Source organism: Catenuloplanes sp. NPDC051500 (assembly GCF_044454585.1).
Classification (GTDB): domain Bacteria; phylum Actinomycetota; class Actinomycetes; order Mycobacteriales; family Micromonosporaceae; genus Catenuloplanes.
The window spans coordinates 653,681-673,503 of sequence record NZ_JBITDX010000002.1 but is presented as its reverse complement, the minus strand read 5'-3'; the positions used below and the strand labels follow the sequence as shown (position 1 = coordinate 673,503).

At 70.6% G+C, this 19,823-nt stretch carries 15 protein-coding genes; 4 read left to right on the top strand and 11 right to left on the bottom strand.

Translation table 11 applies throughout. The features are described 5' to 3' along the window. Window positions 1–26: 26 nt before the first annotated feature. Window positions 27–1,130, top strand: coding sequence for a glycoside hydrolase family 19 protein (locus tag ACIA8K_RS05975; RefSeq protein ID WP_396055431.1), 1,104 nt, complete (start codon window positions 27–29; stop codon window positions 1,128–1,130). 117 nt (window positions 1,131–1,247) lie between these two features. Here the strand turns inward: ACIA8K_RS05975 and ACIA8K_RS05970 are convergent, their stop codons facing one another. The 4 genes from ACIA8K_RS05970 to ACIA8K_RS05955 all read right to left on the bottom strand — a co-directional run bounded on the left by ACIA8K_RS05970 (window position 1,248) and on the right by ACIA8K_RS05955 (window position 6,447). Further along, window positions 1,248–1,904, bottom strand: a complete 657-nt coding sequence (locus tag ACIA8K_RS05970; protein ID WP_396055429.1) for a class I SAM-dependent methyltransferase — start codon at window positions 1,902–1,904, stop codon at window positions 1,248–1,250. Window positions 1,905–2,049: 145 nt separating this feature from the next. Next, a complete protein-coding gene (locus tag ACIA8K_RS05965) occupies window positions 2,050–2,676 on the bottom strand; it encodes a PadR family transcriptional regulator (RefSeq protein WP_396055427.1) in 627 nt (208 codons plus the stop codon). A gap of 427 nt (window positions 2,677–3,103) precedes the next feature. Continuing rightward, window positions 3,104–5,236, bottom strand: coding sequence for a 3-hydroxyacyl-CoA dehydrogenase NAD-binding domain-containing protein (locus ACIA8K_RS05960; RefSeq protein ID WP_396055425.1), 2,133 nt, complete (start codon window positions 5,234–5,236; stop codon window positions 3,104–3,106). Further along, window positions 5,233–6,447: an acetyl-CoA C-acetyltransferase gene (locus tag ACIA8K_RS05955; protein WP_396055423.1), complete on the bottom strand. Its 1,215-nt coding sequence runs from the start codon at window positions 6,445–6,447 to the stop codon at window positions 5,233–5,235. The genes ACIA8K_RS05960 and ACIA8K_RS05955 overlap by 4 nt, the downstream gene beginning before the upstream one ends. A gap of 118 nt (window positions 6,448–6,565) precedes the next feature. Between ACIA8K_RS05955 and ACIA8K_RS05950 the strand changes: the two genes are divergently transcribed. Both ACIA8K_RS05950 and ACIA8K_RS05945 read left to right on the top strand, forming a co-directional pair. Next, a complete protein-coding gene (locus ACIA8K_RS05950; protein WP_396055421.1) occupies window positions 6,566–7,762 on the top strand; it encodes a TetR/AcrR family transcriptional regulator in 1,197 nt (398 codons plus the stop codon). 159 nt (window positions 7,763–7,921) lie between these two features. Next, complete coding sequence (locus ACIA8K_RS05945) at window positions 7,922–9,772, top strand: AMP-dependent synthetase/ligase (protein WP_396055419.1); 1,851 nt, start codon at window positions 7,922–7,924, stop codon at window positions 9,770–9,772. Between the two features lie 151 nt (window positions 9,773–9,923). Here the strand turns inward: ACIA8K_RS05945 and ACIA8K_RS05940 are convergent, their stop codons facing one another. From ACIA8K_RS05940 to ACIA8K_RS05920, 5 genes are all read right to left on the bottom strand, one after another. Continuing rightward, complete coding sequence (locus tag ACIA8K_RS05940) at window positions 9,924–10,820, bottom strand: oxygenase MpaB family protein (RefSeq protein WP_396055417.1); 897 nt, start codon at window positions 10,818–10,820, stop codon at window positions 9,924–9,926. 497 nt (window positions 10,821–11,317) lie between these two features. Continuing rightward, the gene (locus ACIA8K_RS05935) at window positions 11,318–12,622 is read right to left on the bottom strand and encodes a P1 family peptidase (protein WP_396055415.1); all 1,305 of its coding nucleotides are present in this window, start codon (window positions 12,620–12,622) and stop codon (window positions 11,318–11,320) included. 174 nt (window positions 12,623–12,796) lie between these two features. Next, on the bottom strand, window positions 12,797–13,726 hold the full coding sequence (locus ACIA8K_RS05930; RefSeq protein ID WP_396055413.1) for an oxygenase MpaB family protein: 930 nt from the start codon (window positions 13,724–13,726) through the stop codon (window positions 12,797–12,799). Between the two features lie 19 nt (window positions 13,727–13,745). Next, window positions 13,746–14,879, bottom strand: coding sequence for an acyl-CoA dehydrogenase family protein (locus tag ACIA8K_RS05925; RefSeq protein WP_396055411.1), 1,134 nt, complete (start codon window positions 14,877–14,879; stop codon window positions 13,746–13,748). Window positions 14,880–14,934: 55 nt separating this feature from the next. Then, the gene (locus ACIA8K_RS05920; protein ID WP_396055409.1) at window positions 14,935–16,002 is read right to left on the bottom strand and encodes a CaiB/BaiF CoA transferase family protein; all 1,068 of its coding nucleotides are present in this window, start codon (window positions 16,000–16,002) and stop codon (window positions 14,935–14,937) included. A gap of 60 nt (window positions 16,003–16,062) precedes the next feature. On the opposite strand from ACIA8K_RS05920, the gene ACIA8K_RS05915 reads away from it, so the two are divergent. Continuing rightward, window positions 16,063–16,701 (top strand): GntR family transcriptional regulator, encoded by a 639-nt coding sequence (locus ACIA8K_RS05915; RefSeq protein WP_396055407.1) that lies wholly within the window; start codon window positions 16,063–16,065, stop codon window positions 16,699–16,701. 206 nt (window positions 16,702–16,907) lie between these two features. Here ACIA8K_RS05915 and ACIA8K_RS05910 read toward each other — a convergent pair whose 3' ends face one another. Together ACIA8K_RS05910 and ACIA8K_RS05905 are read right to left on the bottom strand one after the other, a co-directional pair. Continuing rightward, window positions 16,908–18,833, bottom strand: a complete 1,926-nt coding sequence (locus ACIA8K_RS05910) for an ATP-binding protein (RefSeq protein WP_396055405.1) — start codon at window positions 18,831–18,833, stop codon at window positions 16,908–16,910. Window positions 18,834–18,943: 110 nt separating this feature from the next. Continuing rightward, a complete protein-coding gene (locus ACIA8K_RS05905; RefSeq protein WP_396055403.1) occupies window positions 18,944–19,777 on the bottom strand; it encodes a class I SAM-dependent methyltransferase in 834 nt (277 codons plus the stop codon). Window positions 19,778–19,823 lie beyond the last annotated feature (46 nt).

Sequence of the window (19,823 nt, the reverse complement as noted above, 5' to 3'; positions counted from 1 at the left end):
ACGTGTGGAATGGGAGTTGGTGCACGGTGAAGCTCAGAGTCGTCGCTACGGTGCTGGCGGTCGCGGGTGCGGGAGCAGCCGCCGCGATCCTGCCGATGACGATGGCCTCGGCCGCCGAGTGCGCCAGCGGGTACAGCGCGTCCGCGGTCTACTGGGGCGGCAACACGGCGTCGTTCGGCGGGCGCAACTGGCGGGCCAAGTGGTGGACGCAGGGCGAGCAGCCGAGCACGGCCGGGACCGGCGTGTGGGAGGACCAGGGCTCGTGCGGCGGTGGCGGTGGTAGTGGCGGCGGCGGTTCTACCGCGTGCAACCACCCTGCCTGGGCCGCGGGCACGACCTACAAGGCCGGCGCCATCGTCAAGTACACGGACGGCAAGTACTACATCGCCGAGCACGAGAACCCGGGGTACGACCCGATCATCAGCACCTGGTTCTGGGAGCCGTACACCTGCTCCGGCAGCGGCGGCGGCACGACCCCGCCGGCGCCGACCACCGGCGCGCCGAACCCGGGTGGCTTCGTGGTCTCCGAGGCGCAGTTCAACCAGATGTTCCCGGGGCGGAACCAGTTCTACACGTACAAGGGCCTGGTGACGGCGCTGTCCGCGTACCCGGCGTTCGCCGGCACCGGAAGCGACACGGTGAAGAAGCAGGAGGCCGCGGCGTTCCTCGCGAACATCAACCACGAGACCGGCGGGCTCGTGCACATCGTCGAGCAGAACACCGCGAACTACCCGCACTACTGCGACCCGGGCCAGTCCTACGGCTGCCCGGCCGGCCAGGCCGCGTACTACGGCCGCGGCCCGATCCAGCTGAGCTGGAACTTCAACTACAAGGCCGCGGGTGACGCGCTCGGCATCGACCTGCTGCGCAACCCGAACCTGGTCCAGAACGACGCGGCGATCGCCTGGAAGACCGGCATCTGGTACTGGATGACGCAGACCGGGCCGGGCACCATGACCGGCCACAACGCGATGGTCAACGGCCGGGGCTTTGGCGAGACGATCCGCAGCATCAACGGCTCGATCGAGTGCAACGGCGGCAACCCGGGTCAGGTGCAGAGCCGGGTCGCCGCGTACCAGAGCTTCTCCTCGATCCTCGGCGTCTCGCCGGGAGCGAACCTGAGCTGCTGATCCGGTTCCACCACATGGCCGGTGCCGCCGTTGCGGCACCGGCCATTCTTCTCTTACCTCCGGGGGTACGGCGTGAGCGCGTCCCTTATTCCATCAGAGGAGCGTGGGCCGCCGGTCTTACGCCGTTTCCTTCTTCAGGGTCAGGCGTAGCCCGATCGTGCCACACCGCGCGACGTCGTACCGCGTGAAGTGACTCTCGTGGGCCAGTTCCTTGAGCCGCGCCGGCGTGTGCGCCCGCCGCCGCAGCCAGCCCAGGATGAGCCGGGTGGACAGCGCCTTCCCGCCGGACAGCCGCATGCCGCCGACCTCGGCCGCGATCCGCGCGCGCGAGGCGTGCGGATCAAGATCCTCGATCATCGCGACGCCGCCCGGCCGCAGCACCCGGCGCATCTCGTTGAGCGCCTCCACCGGATGCAGGAAGTTCTTGAACGCGGCCTGGCAGATGATCACGTCGAAGCTGCAGTCGTTGAACGGCATCGCGGCCGCGTCACCCTGCCGGACGTCGACGGTCACCTGCTCCCGCACGGCACGCTCCCGGACCATCCCGGCGAAGGTGTGGCTGATGTCCAACGCGGACACCCGTGCGCCACGCCTCGCCAGCTCCACGGTCAGGTAGCCGGGACCGGGAGCGATCTCAAGGATGTCCCCGCCCACGGCCGTCAGCCGGTCCGCGTCCGCGCGCCACGCGGCCAGTTGGCTCTCGGTGCCGCGGACCCGGGCGTAGCGGTGTGCCGCCGCGCCCTCCATCTCCGGGCTCAGCCTGCTCTTGGTCATGCGTTTCTCCTGTTCAGGACAGGATCCACTGACGAGGAGGCCCGGCTATGCTTCTGGTTGCCACCTTGCGCCGGCCGCCTCGCGCGGATCGATGTGAGGAACGCGCCCCGGTCGTGGTGTTGGCGCACCGTGACCGGGGCGTTTTTCATTGCTCCAGCAGCTCGGCCCACCCTTCCGGGCCGATGCCGGACTCGTGGAACGCACGCCACTCGGCCAGGCCGGGCAGCGTCCCCTCGGTGAGTTGCTTGTGCAGCGCACTCACCCAGGTGGTCTCCGCTTCGCGCATCGCGAGCGCGAATTCAGTCTCGATCAGAAACATCGGGGGTACGCCTGGCGCGTCCAGATCGGCGCGCAAGGTCTCGATCTCCCGTGCCAGCCCGGTCATCCGGGCTGCCAGCAGGGCCGCCACCTCGTCCGGAGGCAGTACGCCGGCCACTGACAGCGCGGACTCGAACCGGTCCGGGCCCCGCGCCGGCCTGCTGATCAGCTCACGCAGCCAGTCGTGCAACTCCGCGCGCCCGTCGTCGGTGATCGCGTAGCTGGTCCGCTCCGGCCGCCGCCCGGAGCGATCGGTCCCGGTCGCGGCGATCAGGCCGTGCTTCTCCAGACTTCCGATCACTGTGTAGAACGAGCCCCACTTGATCGCCATGTCCCGCTCCTTACCGGTCCGCTTCAGGACGGTCGCCAGCTGGTAGGGGTGCATGGGGACGCCGGGGGAGAGCATCGCGAGCACGGCGAGCGCCAGCAGGTTGCCGACCTTGCGTCGCGCCATGGATGGCCTGCCTCCGGGTACTCGTCAACGTTTACTCGTAGGCGAGTATATGCCGTGAGGTGGTCGCCGGATAGCCCGCTCGATCAGCTCTAACACGGTCGGCCATCGGTGATCTCTGGTGGGGCGCCGCGGGGTGGCGTGATGGCAAGGCCCGAGGGCGGTGGCGGGGACAGCTCCCCGACGGCACCTCGGCGGGTCCTCGCCTGATAACGAGGGGAATTCCGCACGCCGACGGTCGGGCGGGGCCGTCCGCCTCAAGCGTGGGTGAAGGCCAGGCGAACGGTGCGCCGGGTGCTGGAGAGCGGGACCGAGGACGCCGCACTCACGCTGAACGGGGACGTCCTGTTGCTCAACCGGCTCGGCGGAGTCGCGCGGAAATCAGTCAGACCAGGTGGTGAGCTCATCACGAGGTCGACGACATCGACCGTCACTCGAAGCGCTCACCCCGCTCCGCCTTTTCCAGCAGCAGGCGCGGCGGGGTGAACCGGTCGCCGTAGCGGCCGGCCAGCTCGCGGGCGCGGGTGATGAAGCCGGGCAGGCCGCCGGGATACTGGTTGATGTACTGCAGGACGCCGCCGGTCCAGCCGGGATAGCCGATGCCGAGGATGGAGCCGATGTTGGCGTCCGCGACGGAGGTGAGCACACCCTCGTCGAGGCAGGTGACGGACTCGATCGCCTCGATGAAGAGCAGGCGCTCCTTCAGGTCCTCGAACGGGATGCCGGTCCCGGGCTTCGCGTAGGCGGCGAGGCCGGGCCAGAGCCGGGTGCGTTTGCCGTCCTTGTACTCGTAGAAGCCGGCACCGCCGGAGCGACCGGGGCGGCCGGCGTCGACGAGCTGGTCGATGATCGCGTCGGCCGGGTGCGGGGTCCACGCGTCACCGGCGGCGGCCGCGTACTCCCGGCGGATCCGCTGCGGCAGCGTGAGTGTCAGCTCGTCCATCAGCTGCAGCACCGGTGCGGGGTATCCTGCCTGGCTGCTGGCCTGCTCGATGGAGGGTGCGGGCACGCCCTCGGCGAGCATGGCGACGCCCTCGTTGGTGAACGTGCCGATTACCCGGCTGGTGAAGAAGCCGCGGCTGTCGTTGACCACGATCGGCGTCTTGCGCAGGCGGCGGACCACGGCGAGCGCGCGCCGGACGGCCTCGTCGCTCGTGCGCTCGCCACGGATCACCTCGACCAGCGGCATCTTGTCGACCGGGGAGAAGAAGTGCAGCCCGACGAAGTCGGCCTGGCGGCGTACCCCCTCGGCGAGAAGTGTGATCGGCAGCGTGGACGTGTTTGAGCAGAGCAGCGCGTCCGGCGCGACCACGTCCTCGATCTCGGCGAAGACCTTGTGCTTGAGCGCCGGGTCCTCGAACACGGCCTCGATCACCACGTCCACTCCGGCGAGCGCGCCCGGATCGTCCGCCGGCGAGATCCGGGAGAGCAGTTCGGCACCGGTGGCCTCGGTGAGACGGCCGCGGGAGACCGCCTTCGCCACCAGGCGTTGCGAGTAGCCGAGGCCGCGGGCGGCGGCCTCCACGGACACGTCCTTGAGTGCCACGTCCAGCCCGGCCTTGGCGCAGACGAACGCGATCGCGGCGCCCATCATGCCGGCGCCGAGCACGCCGACTTTCGTGATCGGCGGGACGTCGCCGACGTCGCGGGCGTTGGCCGTGTTCAGGTCGAAGAAGAACGCCTGAATCATGTTCTTCGCGATCTGGCCGGTGACCAGCTCCACGAAGTACCGGTTCTCGATCACGAACGCGGTGTCCAGGTCGACCTGTGCGCCCTCGACCGCGGCGGCCAGGATGTTGCGCGGCGCGGGGTAGGGCGCGTTCTTCAGCTCCTTGCGCAGAGTGGCCGGGAACGCGGGGAGCAGGGCCGCGAGCGACGGCGTCGACGGCGTACCCCCGGGGATCGTGAAGCCTTTGACGTCCCACGGCTGGGCCGCGCCGGGGTTGGCGCGGATCCACTCGCGGGCGGCGGGCAGCAGGTCGTCAGCGGACGGGACCAGCGCGGAGATCAAGCCGAGTTGGTGGGCGGCGGCCGCGCGGTGGCGGTTGCCGCGCAGCAGGACCTGGGTCAGCGCGGTCGTGAGGCCGAGCAGGCGGACGGTGCGCACCACGCCGCCGGCGCCGGGCAGCAGGCCCAGCGTCACCTCGGGGAAGCCGACCTCGAGGGTGGGATCGTCGACCGCGATCCGGTGGTGGCAGGCGAGCGCCAGCTCCAGGCCGCCGCCGAGCGCGGAACCGTTCAGCGCGGCGACGACCGGCCGGCCGAGCGTCTCCAGCCGGCGGAACTGCGCCTTCACTGACGCGGCCCGGGCGAACGACTCCGCACCCTGATCCGGGCCGGGCGTGCGGAGCTGGTCCAGGTCGCCGCCGGCGAAGAACGACTTCTTCGCGGACACGAACACCACGCCGGTGATCGACTCGCGCTCCGACTCCAGCCTGGCGACGGTCTCCTCCATGCTGCGCAGGTAGGCCGCGTTCATCGTGTTGGCGGCGCGCGCCGGATCGTCGAGCGTCAGCACGACGATGCCGTCGTCCTCACGGTCCCAGCGGATCGTCGACGTCATGTGAGCCTCTCGATGATTGTGGCGATGCCCATGCCGCCGCCGATGCAGAGCGTCACCAGGCCGTACCGCCCGCCGCGTCGCTCCAGCTCGTCGACGATCGTGCCGAGGAGCATCGCGCCGGTCGCACCGAGCGGGTGGCCCATCGCGATCGCCCCACCGTTGACGTTCACCCGCTCGGGGTCGAGCTTCATGTCGTCGATGTAGTGCAGGACCACGGCCGCGAACGCCTCGTTGATCTCGACCAGGTCGAGGTCGTCGACGGTCAGGCCGGCACGGTCAAGCGCCTTCCGCGAGGCCGGGGCCGGGCCGGTCAGCATGATCGTCGGATCGGCGCCGCTGAGCGCCGCCGAGACGACGCGCGCCCTGGGCGTCAGGCCCGCCGCCTCGCCCGCGGCCTGCGAACCGACAAGCACAAGCGCGGCGCCGTCCACTATGCCTGACGAGTTGCCGGCGTGGTGCACGTGCTCGATGCGCTCGACCCAGTGGTATTTCTGCAGCGCCACCGCGTCGAACCCGCCCTGCTCGCCGATCTGCGCGAACGACGGCCTGAGCGCACCGAGCCCTTCCACTGTGGAATCCGCCCGGATGTGCTCGTCGTGGTCGAGGATCAGCAGGCCGTTGCGGTCCCGCATCGGCACGACGCTCCTCGCGAACCGGCCCTCCGCCCAGGCCTGCGCGGCGCGGGCCTGCGAGCGGAGCGCGAACCGGTCCACGTCCTCGCGGGAGAAGCCGTCGATCGTGGCGATCAGGTCGGCGCTGATGCCCTGCGGAATGAAGTCGGTCTTCAGACTGGTCTCCGGATCGAGCGCCCAGGCCCCGCCGTCCGACCCCATCGGCACCCGGGACATCGACTCCACGCCACCGGCCAGCACCAGCTCCTCCCAGCCGGAACGGACCTTCTGCGCGGCGATGTTCACCGCCTCGAGCCCGGAGCCGCAGAACCGGTTGACCTGCACGCCCGCGACGGACGGCGGCAGCCCGGCCGCGATCGCCGCGGTCTTGGCCAGGTCGGAGCCCTGATCGCCGAGCGGGGAGACGATGCCGAGCACCACGTCGTCGATGCGCTCCGGATCGAGCCCAGGGAAGCGGCGGCGCAGCTCGTCGATCAGGCCGACGACGAGCGAGATCGGTTTGACCCCGTGCAGCGAGCCGGTCTTCTTACCGCGGCCGCGCGGAGTGCGCACCGCGTCATAGATGAACGCCTCGGTCATCGAAGCCTCCCGTTATCTGCGAACCGCCGTTAACTTTCCGCGACGTTTCGGCTCGCTGTCAAGCACTTCAACAATTCACAAGTGCGAACCGTCCCTCACCGGCGGTAAGCTTCCCCCGGTGCGCAGCGCAGACACGATCGAGCCGTCCCGGCGGCGGCCGAAGAACCGCAAGGACCAGATAGCGCTGGTCGCGGCCGAGCTGTTCTGTGCACGCGGCTACCACCGCGTCGGCATCGACGAGATCGCGGCCGCGGTCGGCATCAGCGGCCCGGCGGTCTACCGGCACTTCCCCGGAAAATACGCGATCCTGCTGTTCGCCACGCGCTCCCTGATCACGCGCGTCCTGACGGAGGTGGACGCGGACGACGCCGACCCCGCGGCCCGGCTCGATGCGCTGCTCACCGCGCTGGCCAAGGTCGCGGTCGACGGCCGTGACGTGGGCGGGCTCTACCAGTGGGAATGGCGTTACCTGGAGCCGCTGCATCTCGCCGAGTTCGCGGAGGGCGTGACGGAGCTGTCCCGCCGCTTCGTCGTACCCCTGCTTGCGGTTCGGGAAGATCTTGATCGTCCGGCCGCGTCCGCGCTGGTCCGGGCGATGCTCAGCGTCTTCGGCAGCCTCTCGACGCACCGCGCCGCGATCGCCCGGGGCCGGGCCGAGCATACGCTGCGCCGCGTCGCTCTCACGGTGCTGCACGGCGACGCGCCCGTGCCCCGTCCGCTGACCAAAAAGCCCAGACCAGTGCCAGACCCGGCGGGGGTACGCCCGGGAGCGCGCCGGGAACTCATCCTGGCCGAGGCGATCCGGCTGTTCCACAGGTACGGCTACCACAAGGTGGCGATGGGCGACATTGCGCGCGGCGTGGGAATCAACGCATCAAGCGTCTACCGGGTGTTCCCCGGCAAGGCGGACATCCTGGCCGCCGCGTTCTACCGCGCCTCGGAGCGGGTGTCCGACGCGACCGCGATCGCGCTGGACGGCGCGGCCGACGCGGCCGACGCGTTGCGCCGGCTCACCGAGTCCTACGTGGAGCTGACGTTCGAGCGCAGCGACCTGGTCTCGGTCTACCTCGCGGAGAACGGCAACCTGCCCGGCGGTGACCGGCACGAGCTGCGCAAGGTGCAGCGACTGCACGTGGAGGAATGGGTGCGGCTGCTGACCGAGGTGCGGCCCGGGTTGCCGGCGCCGGAGGCGCGGGTGCTCGTGCACGCCGCGCTCACCGTGGTGACCGATCTGGGCCGATGGGTCCGCTTCGACAGGCGTACCGGCATGGACGCGCACCTGGTCCGGCTCTCCATGCTGATCATGGCCGGGTGAAGTTAATCCCGATTCGCGGCGTCCGGTCACCACTTCGTGACCGATCGAGCAGAATCACTTCCCCCGGAAGTTAACCGGCGTTTACAGTCTCGGCATGAGCGACGCACCACCCGTCCTTGCGCCGCCCGCCACCGTGCGGCGCGGAAGGAGGCTACCGCCATGCCGTCCCCGAGCGACTCCGCCGACCGTGCCGCACGCTGCGCCGAGACAGCGCGCAACCTGACCGTCCCGCTGCTGCTGCACCGCAACGCCACCGACTTCGCCGACCACCCCGCGCTCACCTCCCTCGGCGCGGACGACACCCTCACCTGGTCCGCGCTGCGAGAGCGGGTCGCCCACGCCGCCCGCGGGCTGGAGGCGCTCGGCCTCGGTTCCGGCGACCGCATGCTGATCAACATGGCGAGCCGGCCGGAGCACTGGATCACCGACCTCGCCGCCGCCCACCTCGGCGCGATCCCGTCCACTGTCTACGCCACGCTCAGCCCCGACCAGCTCGGCTACCTGGCCCGGCACAGCCGTGCTGAGATCGTGGTGCTGGAGGGGGAGGCGGAGCTGGCCCGCTGGGCGCCGATCCTCGCCGAGGTGCCCACGATCCGCCACGTGGTGACAGTGTCCGGCCCGGCCTCCGGCGACGGCCGGGTGGTGCGGCTCGCCGACCTCGAGTCCGCCGGCGCCATCGCGCACCGGGCCGACCCGGCCGCGTTCGAGAAGCGGTGGGGCGAGGTCCAGCCCGGCCAGCCGGTCACGATGCTCTACACGTCCGGCACCACAGGCGACCCCAAGGGCGTCGTGCTCTCCCACCACAACGTGCTCCAGCAGTGCGTCCTCGTCGAGGACTCGATCGCCACGCCGGACCACCCGACCTCGCTGGCCTACCTTCCGCTCGCCCACATCGCGGAGCGGATCCTCGGCATCTACTACCCGCTCTACCGGGCAGGCCACGTGACGATCTGCCCCGACCAGAAACAGCTGCTCGCCGGCCTGGTCGCGGTCCGTCCCACCTCGTTCTTCGGCGTGCCCCGCGTCTGGGAGAAGATGGTGGCCGGCGTGCAGGCGCAGATCGCGGTCGTCGACCGGAGCGTGCGCACCGCGTTCGAGATGGCCAGCAGCCTCGCGCTGGAAAGCTACCGGCTGCGCGCCGCCGGCACCCCGGTCCCACCGGAGCTCGCCGCCCGGGTTACCGCGCTCGACGAGGCGGTGCTGCGCCCCATCCGGGCCCGGCTCGGCCTCGACAACGTGGTCTGGGCCGGCAGCGGTGCCGCCCCGATCCCGGTGTCCGTGCTGCTCTACCTGGCCGGCCTCGGCATCGACGTGTTCGAGGTTTGGGGCATGACCGAGACCGCGGGCACCTGCACGCTCAACACGCCGGAGGCGTTGCGCACCGGCAGCGTCGGGCGCGCCTACCCCGGCATGGAGGTGCGGCTCGCGGAGGACGGCGAGATCCTGGTCCGCGGCCCGCTCGTCTGCTCCGGCTACCTCGCGGCGGACGGCAGCGTCGAGCCGGTGACGGACGCGGACGGCTGGCTGCCCACCGGCGACGTCGGCGTGCTCGACGACGGCTTCCTCACCATCACCGACCGGAAGAAAGAGCTGATCATCAGCTCCGGCGGCAAGAACATCTCACCGGCCCGGATCGAGTCGCTGCTGCGCGCACATCCGCTCATCGGTCAGGCCGTGGCGATCGGCGACCGCCGGCCGTACGTGACTGCGCTCATCGTCCTCGACGACGAGATCGCCCCACTGTGGGCCCGCTCCAAAGGCCTGCCGGACACGTCAATCCCCGCCCTCGCCACCGACTCCCTGCTCCACGCCGAGATCGCCGCCGCCGTCGACGCCGCCAACGCGAAACTCGCCCGTCCCGAGCAGGTCAAGGCCTTCCGCATCATGCCCGCTCCCTGGACCCCGGAGTCCGGCGAACTCACCCCGACCCTCAAACTCCGCCGCCGCATCGTCACCAGCCGTCACGCCGCCGCCATCGACGCCCTCTACGACACCCCCACCCCCGACTGACCCCCGACTGACTCTCCTCTGTTCCGTCGTCCGTTCCGTCGTCCCACGTCAGGCGCGAAGCCGTCTTATGCGAAGTCGCCTTACGGCTAGCCGTCTTGTGGGAAGCCGCCGCCGGAGGACCGGCCGGCGGGGTTGGGCGTGGCCGGGGTGGTCAGCCGGAATGGACGTCTGCGGGGGACCGGTCGGCGCTCTTCTTCAGGGCCCGGCGTTCTGTGCGATCGGCGAGCGTCATGGTTATTCGTGCTGCGGTAACGCCGCCCGCTATCCGCAAGGGAGGGATGACCAGCGACATCAGTGTGCGGACGAGCCGGGCGAAGCGGCGTAGCCGACGTTCCTGGTCCGGTGACCAGTCCAGGCCGAGCCGGTCACGCATCACCTCGGGGAGGGCGCCGGCCATCACCAGCAGCGCCAGCCGACCGGCGACGTCGGCGAACGGGCGCCAGAGCAGGTCCGGTATCAGGCGAGACGGCTTCTTCAAGCGGCGGACGCTGTCGATCACGTCCCGGACGGCCTGGTTGTCCTCCAGGCGGATAAGCACGCGGTCGTCGTAGTAGGCCCGGAAACTCGCCCAGTCGACGGGAAGGTGATGCTCGCGGAGCCCGAGGATCAGGCCGAGTTCGCGCATGTCCCGGTAGTACTCGGCAACCTGACTGTCAGTGAGCGGGCGGCCGAAGATTCGGTGCGCGTCCACGCCACCCTGGATCAGGGTCGCGTGCACCCACAGGTACGCCTCCGGGTTGAGCGCGTGGTAGCGGCGGCCCTGCGCGTCCACGCCCTTGATCGCCTCGTGCATGCGGCGGAGCCGGGCGGCCTCCCGCTCGGCGCCGCGCTGCCCGCCGTAGATCATGGTGGAGAGCGACAGGTAGGTGCGGATCAGACGCTGCCACGGCTCCTCGCGGTAATTCGAGTGCTCCAGCACGCCCGCGCCGACCACCGGGTGCGCCACCTGGAGCACCAGCAGCGGCGGCCCGAGCAGCATGTTCCGCGCGTCCCCGAAGTACCGCCAGACCACCGAGCCACGCTGTGGGGCTCTTGCCTCCGTCGGCATCCCGCGTCTCCTCCGGTCTGTTCCAGCCTTCGCCGGCAGTGAATAGATCTGGTGCGACGGACACGCATGCCCAGTCGCCAGGGTATGTCGCCGCTGCGGAAAGCCGCCGAGCCCCGACCGCCGAGCCGATCCCCTCGGCCGGCCGCGGTGCATGCGTCCACGCGGTGTCCGCATTAACGAGCTTCGGGCAGCGAACGTCGTCACCGGGGGTTCAGGCGGTGTCCGCGTTAAACGGGTTCCGGGCGGTGCCCGCGTCAACGGGTTCCGGGCGGTGCCCGCGTCAACGGGTTTCGGGCGGTGCCCGCGTCAACGGGCTTCGGGCGGTGCCCGCGTCAACGGGTTCCGGGCGGTGCCCGCGTCAACGGGCTCCGGGCGGTGCCCGCCTCAACGGGCTCCGGGCGGTGACCACGGCGATGGGGATCAGGCAGCGATCGCGACGATGGGATCAGGGAGAGACCGCGTTCCTGGGGCTGGGGCGGTGACCACGGCGATGGGGATCAGGCAGAGACCGCGTTCCTGATTGCCGCGGCCACCACCTCGATCGCGGTCGCGCGGATGGTGTCGAGATCGTTCTCGCCGGTGCGCGCCCGGCTGCCTGTGGCGAGTGAGACCACCGCGTCACCGTCGAAGCGGGTGTGCGACGGATGCAGCGCACGGGCCATGCCGTCATGCCCGCTCTGCGCGAGCAGCAGACACTCCGTCTTGCTCAGCGTCGCATCCGTCACCACCACGACAAGCGTCGTGTTCTCCCGCCCGGAGCCGACATCAGGTGGATACGCCGCGACCTCGGGCTCACCGCTGACCGCCCGGGGAGCCGAGGCCCGGGTCGGAACATCATCGGGCACAGTGGGTCCGGGATCGGCGACGGGCGGCCCCGGATCCCGATCCAGAACCTCCGCGGCCCCGGTGGTCTCGGGGTCACCGTTGACCGGCCGGGGAGCCGGGCTCTGCGTCGGGACTCCATCGGCCACGGCGGGTCCGGCCACGGCGGGTCCGGCCACGGCGGGTCCGGCCACGGCGGGTCCGGGATCGGCGATTGGCGATCCCGGGAGGCCGCCCGGCGCGGGACCTGTTGTCTCAGGGCCGCCGATGACCGAGCCGAGTGCGTTGACCACGGCGAACGCGGTCACCGTCGCGCCTGTGGGATCAAGGGCGGATGCGGCGCCGAAACCGCCGGGATCCTGCCGGCCGTACCAGCGGCCGCTGACGGCGCCGGTCCCGGCACCCACCCGGCCGACGGCGATGGTGCCGGTGGGTGCGGACAACGCGTCACGGAGCGCGGCGCGCCCGGCGGCGGCATCCGGTGGAGTCGACGCCACGGAGGCGTCGAAGATGGACATGCCGACGACGATCGGGACCGGGCCGTGCGCGGTGGGGAAGCCCTCGCCGCGCCCGCGGAGTTCGTGCATCACGCCGTCCGCTGCGGCCAGCCCGAAGGCGGAACCGCCGGACAGCACCACGGCGTCGACCCGGTCGACCATCCGCTCCGGTCTGAGCAGCTCGAACTCGCGGGTCGCGGGCGCACCGCCACGCACCTCACCGGATCCGGTGGTGGCGGGCGGCGGCAGCACGACCGTGACACCGGTGCCCTCGCCGGTCCAATGCCCGACCCGGACACCGGCCGGCACCCGCACTGTCACCTCTGCGGTTCCGCCGCCGGGCGCGGACGCCGGGTCCGGAGAAGGAGCACGTCCCTTCGTGGGTACGTCGCCGAGTGCGCCATCGGTGGCCTCGGCGCCAGACGCTGGCTCCGGCCGGGAAACCGGGAGCTGATCGGCGTCATCGCGAAGATCGGTGGCCATGCCGCGATGGTATGCCGCTTCGCCCCCTCCAGCCGTGGTCCACCGCGAGTGCCGTGGTCCACCGCGAGTGCCGTGGTCCACCGCGAGTGCCCCCGCTAGCAGCGTGGTCTTCTCGGAGCCGTTCGGGGTGGACCACCGCGAGTGCCACGCGCCGGCCGGTGCCACACCCGGCGGTCACGCCTGATCCGGGCGGGACGTGGAGGATGACGGGCGGGGAGGGCGCAGGCAGTGCGTGGGAATGCCGGGCGGTGGGGGAGGGGCGCCCAGGTCGGCGGGGCGGTAGCCGTGCGGATAGCCGGGATATGTGCGGTTGCCGGGCATCACGGCCAGGGCCGATGCCGTCCGTGGCGGCAGGAGCCAGCGGACCGCCCGCGCCCGCGCTCGCAGCCCCGCGCGCCCGAGTGAGCCGACCGCGGCCGGCGCCGGGCGCATGCCGAAGGCGCGAAGCATCGGCGGGTCGAGCATTCCGCGGACGCCCAGCCGGACGGCGGGGCGGAGGAATCGCGGGAACCAGGCCGCGAACAGGCCGATCGTGTACTCGCCGATCTCCCGATTGCTTTCCGCGAAGACGAAGCAGCGCGACTCGTACCCCACCTTGAAGCTTTTGAATTGGTCGTAGGAATCGGGGATGTCGCGGATTCCGAGGCGGGCGCCGACCTCGTGGTAGTAGTGGTAGGCGGCGATTTTCTCGTGTGGGTGCAGGGGGCGCCAGCCGTAACTGTCCACCCAGGCGATCGGGTCGAAGACGAAGGTCGACAAAACGTAGAGCATGTCGTCGTTGGTGATGGCGTAATGGCCGTGGGCGCGGTTGATGACCCGCAGCGCCTCCCGCCCGCGCGGCGAGTCGTAGCCGTGCGCGGCGATCTCGGCCATCAGCAGCGCGGTGTCGTCGTAGCGCTGCTGGGCCCGGTCGCGGAATTCGCCGGTGGCGGCGAGGAGCGCGGAGATTGACGGCACGCAGTACGTCCGGAACAGCGCGAATTCCAGGGCCCGCGTGTAGTCCCAGGGGAATTCCAGGCCTGAGGAAATGCGGTAGATCTCCTCGTGGTCACGGACCGGGTCGAGCCGTTCGATCTCGCGCAGCCATCGGTAGCGGTCTCGCATGGCACCTCCAGAAACGACATCACAACCCGAGCGACCGGCCGATGACCTCCTTCATGATCTCGGTGGTCCCGCCGTAGATGGTCTGGACCCGCGAGTCGAGGTACGCCCGTGCGACCGGGTATTCGCGCATGTATCCGTACCCTCCGTGCAACTGCAGACAGCGGTCCACGACACGCTGCTGGAGCTCGGTCGTCCACCATTTCGCCATTGCGGCGTCCGACGCGGACAGTTCCGTGTCGACCAGGCAGCGGTCGACGAAGACTCGGCCGAGCTGCAATTCGGTGGCGAGTTCGGCGAGCACGAAACGGCTGTGCTGGAATCGGCCGATCGGGCGTCCGAACGCCTCTCGTTCCCGGCAGTAGTCGAGCGTGATCCGGAAGATCTCCTCGGCCGCGGCCAGGGCTGCGACCGCGATGGAGAGGCGCTCCGCGGGCAGGTTCCGCATCAGGTACGCGAATCCCATGCCGGGCGAACCGAGCACGTTGGCTTCCGGGACGCGCACGTCCTGGAAGAACAGTTCCGCGGTGTCCTGCGCGTGCTGCCCGATCTTGTCCAGGTTGCGGCCACGGCTGAAGCCCGGCATGTCGCGCTCGACGACGAGCAGGCTGATGCCGCGGTGCCCGGCCTCCGGGTCGGTGCGTGCGGCCACGATGACCAGGTCGGAGATGATGCCGTTACTGATGAACGTCTTCTGCCCGTTGAGCACCCAGTCGCCGCCATCGCGGACCGCTGTGGTCCGCATGCCCTGGAGGTCGCTTCCCGCGCCCGGCTCGGTCATCGCGATCGCCGTGATGATCTCCCCGGTGCAGAAGCCGGGCAGCCACCGCCGTTTCTGCGCGGGCGTGGCGAGCGAGGTCAGATAGGGGCCGACGATGTCGTTGTGAAGCGAGAACGCGGGACCTGTCGCCCCGGCACGGGCCAGCTCCTCGGTGAGCACGGCGTTGAACCGGAGATCCTCGGTGTCGCCGCCGCCGTATTCGGCAGGCACGAAGAAGCCGAGCAGCCCGGCCCGGCCGGCCGCGGTCCAGACCGCGCGGTCGACGATCCCGTCCCGTTCCCACTGTGCGTGATGCGGCACGATCTCCTTGGCGACGAACGTGGCGACGAGCGACCGGAACGCGTCGTGGTCCGCCGTGAAAATGTCCCGCTTCATGACACCAGCTCCTCTGCCTGCGACGGCTGCCTGCGACGACTTGCCTGCGACACGGTCATGCCAGTCCCCACTCCGCAAGCACCTCGTCCGTGTGCCGGCCCGGCAGTGCCGGTGGCCGCCCGAGCGAGGCCGGCGTGCGGGAGAAGCGGGGTGCGGGCGCGGGCTGCACCACACCGTCCCGCTCGGTGAAAGTCCCACGGGCGGCCAGATGGGCATCGTGTGGCGCCTCCGCGAGCGAGAGGACCGGCGCCACGCACGCGTCGCTGCCCGCGAAGACCTTCGACCACTCCTCACGGGTACGACCGGAGAACGCGGCGGCCACCCGGTCGCGCAGATCCCCGTCCGACTGGGAGACGCCCTCCAGACCCAGCAGCCGGGCGAACTCCGCGAAGAACTTCGGCTCCAGCGCGCCCACCGACATGTGCCGGCCGTCAGCGGTCTCGTACACGTCGTAGAACGGCGCGCCGGTGTCAAGCAGGTTCACGCCGCGCTCGTCCCGCCACACGCCGGACGCCAGCAGCCCGGACAGCATGGTGGTCAGGTGTGCGGCGCCGTCCACGATCGCCGCGTCCACCACCTGGCCGTGCCCGGAACGCAGCGCGGACAGCACGCCGATCACCAGGTAGAGCGATCCGCCCGCGAAGTCGCCGAGCAGGTTCACCGGCACCTGTGGCGGCCCGCCGGCGCGGCCGATCGGGTGCAGCGCACCGGAGAGCGCGAGGTAGCCGATGTCGTGCCCGGCCGTCGTCGCCAGCGGCCCGTCCTGGCCCCACCCGGTCATCCGGCCGTAGACCAGGCGTGGGTTGCGGGCGAGCGCCTCGTCCGGGCCGACGCCGAGGCGTTCCGCGACGCCGGGCCGCCAGCCCTCGATCAGCACGTCCGCGCGGGTGGCCAGCGCCAGCACCCGGTCCACACCCGCCGGCGTCTTCAAGTCCGCCAGCACCGAGCGTTTGCCGCGGTTGAGCAGGTCGTGGGCCGGGTCGCCGGAGAGCGGCGAGCCGGGGCCGGGGCGGTCGACCCGCACCACGTCCGCGCCGAGGTCGGCGAGGAGCATCGCGGCGAAGGGCGCCGGGCCGATACCGGCCAGCTCGACGACGCGCAGCCCTTCGAGAGGACCACTCACCCGTACCCCCTTATATTGCGATATTTGTTAATGTGTGCGGATATTCGCCGAGGAGTGCCGATGCGCCAGCAGCTTGCAGATGAGATAGCGACCGCGTTGCGCGCGCGGATCATGTCCGGTGAGCTGCGGCCGGGCGACCGGATCCGGCTGGAGGAGGTCGCGTCCCAGCTCGGGGTGAGCATCACGCCGGTCCGCGAGGCGCTCCTTCACCTGCGCGGCGAGGACATGGTCGAGCTGGAGCCGCGTAAGGGCTACGTGGTCGCGCCACTGTCCAGACAGGACATCCGTGACGTGTTCCAGTTGCAGGGCGACATCGCGGGTGAGCTTGCCGCGCGCGTCGCGGCCCGGATCACGGACGGGCAGACCGCGCAGCTCACGGCGATGAACCGGACGCTTGCCCGCACCCGCACGGCCGACTCGATCGAGACGCTTGAGTTCGACTTCCACCGGGCGGTGAACCGGATCGCGGAGGCGCGCAAACTCAGCTGGTTCCTGCACACGGCCACGCGGTACACGCCGGCGCGCTTCTACTCCTCCGACGCGGGCTGGCTGGCCGGGATGCGCGAGGACCATGAGGCGCTGCTTGCCGCCTTCGCCGCGCACGACCAGGATGCGGCCCGCGCGGCGATGACGCGCCACTTCACTGACGGCGCGGACCGGCTTGTCAAACACCTCGACGGCCTCGGCATCTGGTCCTGACACGCGTACCCCCAGATTTGATATTTGATATGTTACGACCGCCGTCAATGCCCTGCTGGGAGCGGCCGTGCGACTGTTCCTGATCGTGCGACCACGGATCCGGCAGGGAGGCCGCCCGCGGCCGACCGGTGTCGCAGGGGGGCCTCGGGTGGTGATGCGCGATCAGCCAGGCATATCTTGATCTTGATTTTCGAGCGATACAGCGGCTAGATCAGCGCGGGGACCATGGTCGTCGGCAGGCTGATCGTGACGTGGGTGCCGGCACCGAGTTCGGAGACGAGCGTGATGTCGCCGCCGTGGCCCTGGATGATGCTGCGGGTGATCGCGAGGCCCAGGCCGGAGCCCTGGATGGCCTGCTCGCTGGCGTTGGCGGCGCGGTAGAAGCGGCGGAAGAGGTTGGCCTGATCGTCCGCGGGGATGCCCATGCCGGTGTCGCTTACCGTGATCTCGACCAGGTCGGGACGGCCGGCCGGGATCGCGCAGCGGATGATCACCTGGCCCTGGCTCGGAGTGAACTTGATCGCGTTGGAGAGCAGGTGCAGGACCGCGCGTTCGAGCAGCTCAGGGTTCCCGTCGACGTGGGCGTCACGGGCGCGGTTGTCGATGGTGAAGGACAGGCCCGCGCTGTTCGCCATCGGGGCCAGCGAGGTGGCGGCGAGGTCGACCACGCTTGCGATCCGGACCGGGCGCTTGTCCAGCCCCTCGCTTGCGGACTCGACCTGCGAGAGCGTGAGCAGGTCCTCGACCAGGTTGAGCAGGCGGCGGGCGTTGCGGTCGACGACGCCGAGCATCCGCTGCTGGGAGGGCGGTATCGCGGACATGTCGTCCTGGATCGCCTCAAGATAGCCCTGGATGCTTGTCAGCGGCGTCCGCAGCTCGTGCGAGATGGTCGAGACGAACTCGTCCTTGTGCCTGTCGAGCGCCTGCAACTCGCCGACGACCGCGCGCTGCTGGGCGTGGAGCGCGGCGTGGTGAAGCGCCCGGTTCAGGTCCTCGACGACCAGGTCGAGCAGCTGGCGGTCGTCGTCGGTTACCTCGCGCCGCGGTTCCAGCTCGACGCTGATCACGCCGCGGGCCTCGTCTGTCACGCCGACCTGCCGGCTGAGGTCCTTCGCCGGTACGGACCGGTCCAGCAGCATCGGCTCCAGGCCCGGCCGGTGCCACTGTGCGGCGCGTGGGCTGCCACCGCCGAGCTTGATCCAGACGCGGTCGGCGCGGAGTGCGACGCCCAGCCGGTCGACCACCTCCTGCATGATCACGTCGGTTTCGAGCGCGTCGCCGATCGCGCTGCCGATCGCCCGGGCCAGCGCACGCGTCTCCAGCTGCTGGTGCTGGAGGCGGCGCAGGCGGTCGCTCTCCTCGGCGAGCGTGTTGAGCGAGATGCCGGCCTCGCGCAGTTCGGCCGGGCCGGAGACGCGGATCCTGGCCCCGTGCTCGGCCGCGGCCAGGCGGCGCAGCGTCCGGGTCAGGTGGGTCAGCGGCATTGCCACGCCCCGCACCACCCGCACCGCCAGGACCAGCACGAACGCGACACTCAGCAGGGACAGCACGGCGGTGGCGATGTCCATGATCGGGACCAGTCGGCCGATCGTGCCGACCACCTCGCCCTGCTTGGTGGCCAGCCACTCGGCCGCCTCCCGGTTCGCCTCGCGGAACCGGTCCGACCACTGCTTGCCGACCGCGTCCCAGGCCGTGCTCACGGCCGCGGGCCCGCCGGGGCCGCCCGCGATCGGCGCGGCGAACTCGGTGAGCCACCGCTCGCCCAGCTGGCGCTCGGTCTGCAGCAGGTCGTCCAGTACCGGGTCCGCGGAGTGCCGCAGTGCCTCGTCGATCGCGGGCACGAACTCGGTGGAGCCCCTGTGGTACGAGTCGAGGAAGCGTACGTCCGCGGTCAGCTGGTAACCCCGGATGCCGGTCTCCGCGTCGGTGAGCGCCTGCAACGCCCGGGTGTTCGCGGCGCCGGCCGGGTAGATCGTCTCGGTGAGGACACGCGCGGACGCGGTCAGCTTGCTGATCATGACTCCGCGGACGACGCCGGCGACCAGCAGCAGCAGCGTGAGCACGGTGAACCCGACGACGAGCTGCCGGACCGCGGAACCACGCGGAGCACTACGCCACCATGCTGCGCGCATCTCTCTCCAGTCGTAGTGAGCCCTCCTGCGCTCCATACGGCGCTGTCGCCGGAAACCTGAGCCTTTGACGGGCACCTCTCGGCCCGTCCCGGGAACGACAGATAAGGCGTTCAGGACCTCGTTGCCTGCAGCGTGTACGTCAGTGGCAGCCGCGCCGGGCGGTCCGTGAGCCGCCACTCGTCGAACTCCGGGTCCAGGTGCAGCTTGCCGGGCAGCGCGTTCCACGGCACGGTGTCGTGCTCGACGAGCGCGGTCAACGTCAGTCCGGCGTCGAACAACGCGGTGATGATCTCGCCGAGCCCGTGGTTCCAGCTGTGCGTGGTGGTGTTCGTGAGCGTCTTCCCGCCGGTGTCGACGTAGGTGGCCGCCTCGTCCCAGACCAGCGGCTCCGGCGTCTCGAAGTACGGGAACTCGACGGAGAGCAGGTCGCCCTCGCGCATCTCGTTGATCGCCCAGAGCATCGGGTGCCCCTCCCGGATGAACAGCCGCCCGCCCGGTTTCAGCAGCCCGGCGACGGTCTGCGCCCAGCGCCGGATGTCCGGCATCCAGCAGATCGCCCCGATGCCGGTGTAGACCAGGTCGAACCGGGCGGCACCGAGCACGTCGACCGCGCCGTAGACGTCCGACTCGACGAACTCCACGTCCGCGCCGGCCAGTGCCGCGACCTTCCGCGCCTCGGCCAGGGACGTGGGCGAGAAGTCCAGGCCGGTCATCCGCGCGCCGAGCCGGGCCAGCGACACCGTGTCCGTGCCGATGTGGCACTGCAGGTGCACCGCGTCCAGGCCGCTGATGTCGCCGAGCCGGGGACGGTCGAACCTGACCACGTCGCTCAGGAACTCGGGATCGTCCGCGAAGCGCCGGACCCGGTAGCCGTCCGCGTCCACGTGCAGGGTCGCGCGCTCGTTCCAGTTCCGCCTGTTGATGTCTAGATAGTCGCTGCTCACGGCGGAAGGCTAGCGGTTTCCGGCGTTCCCGCCGATCGAAATAAGC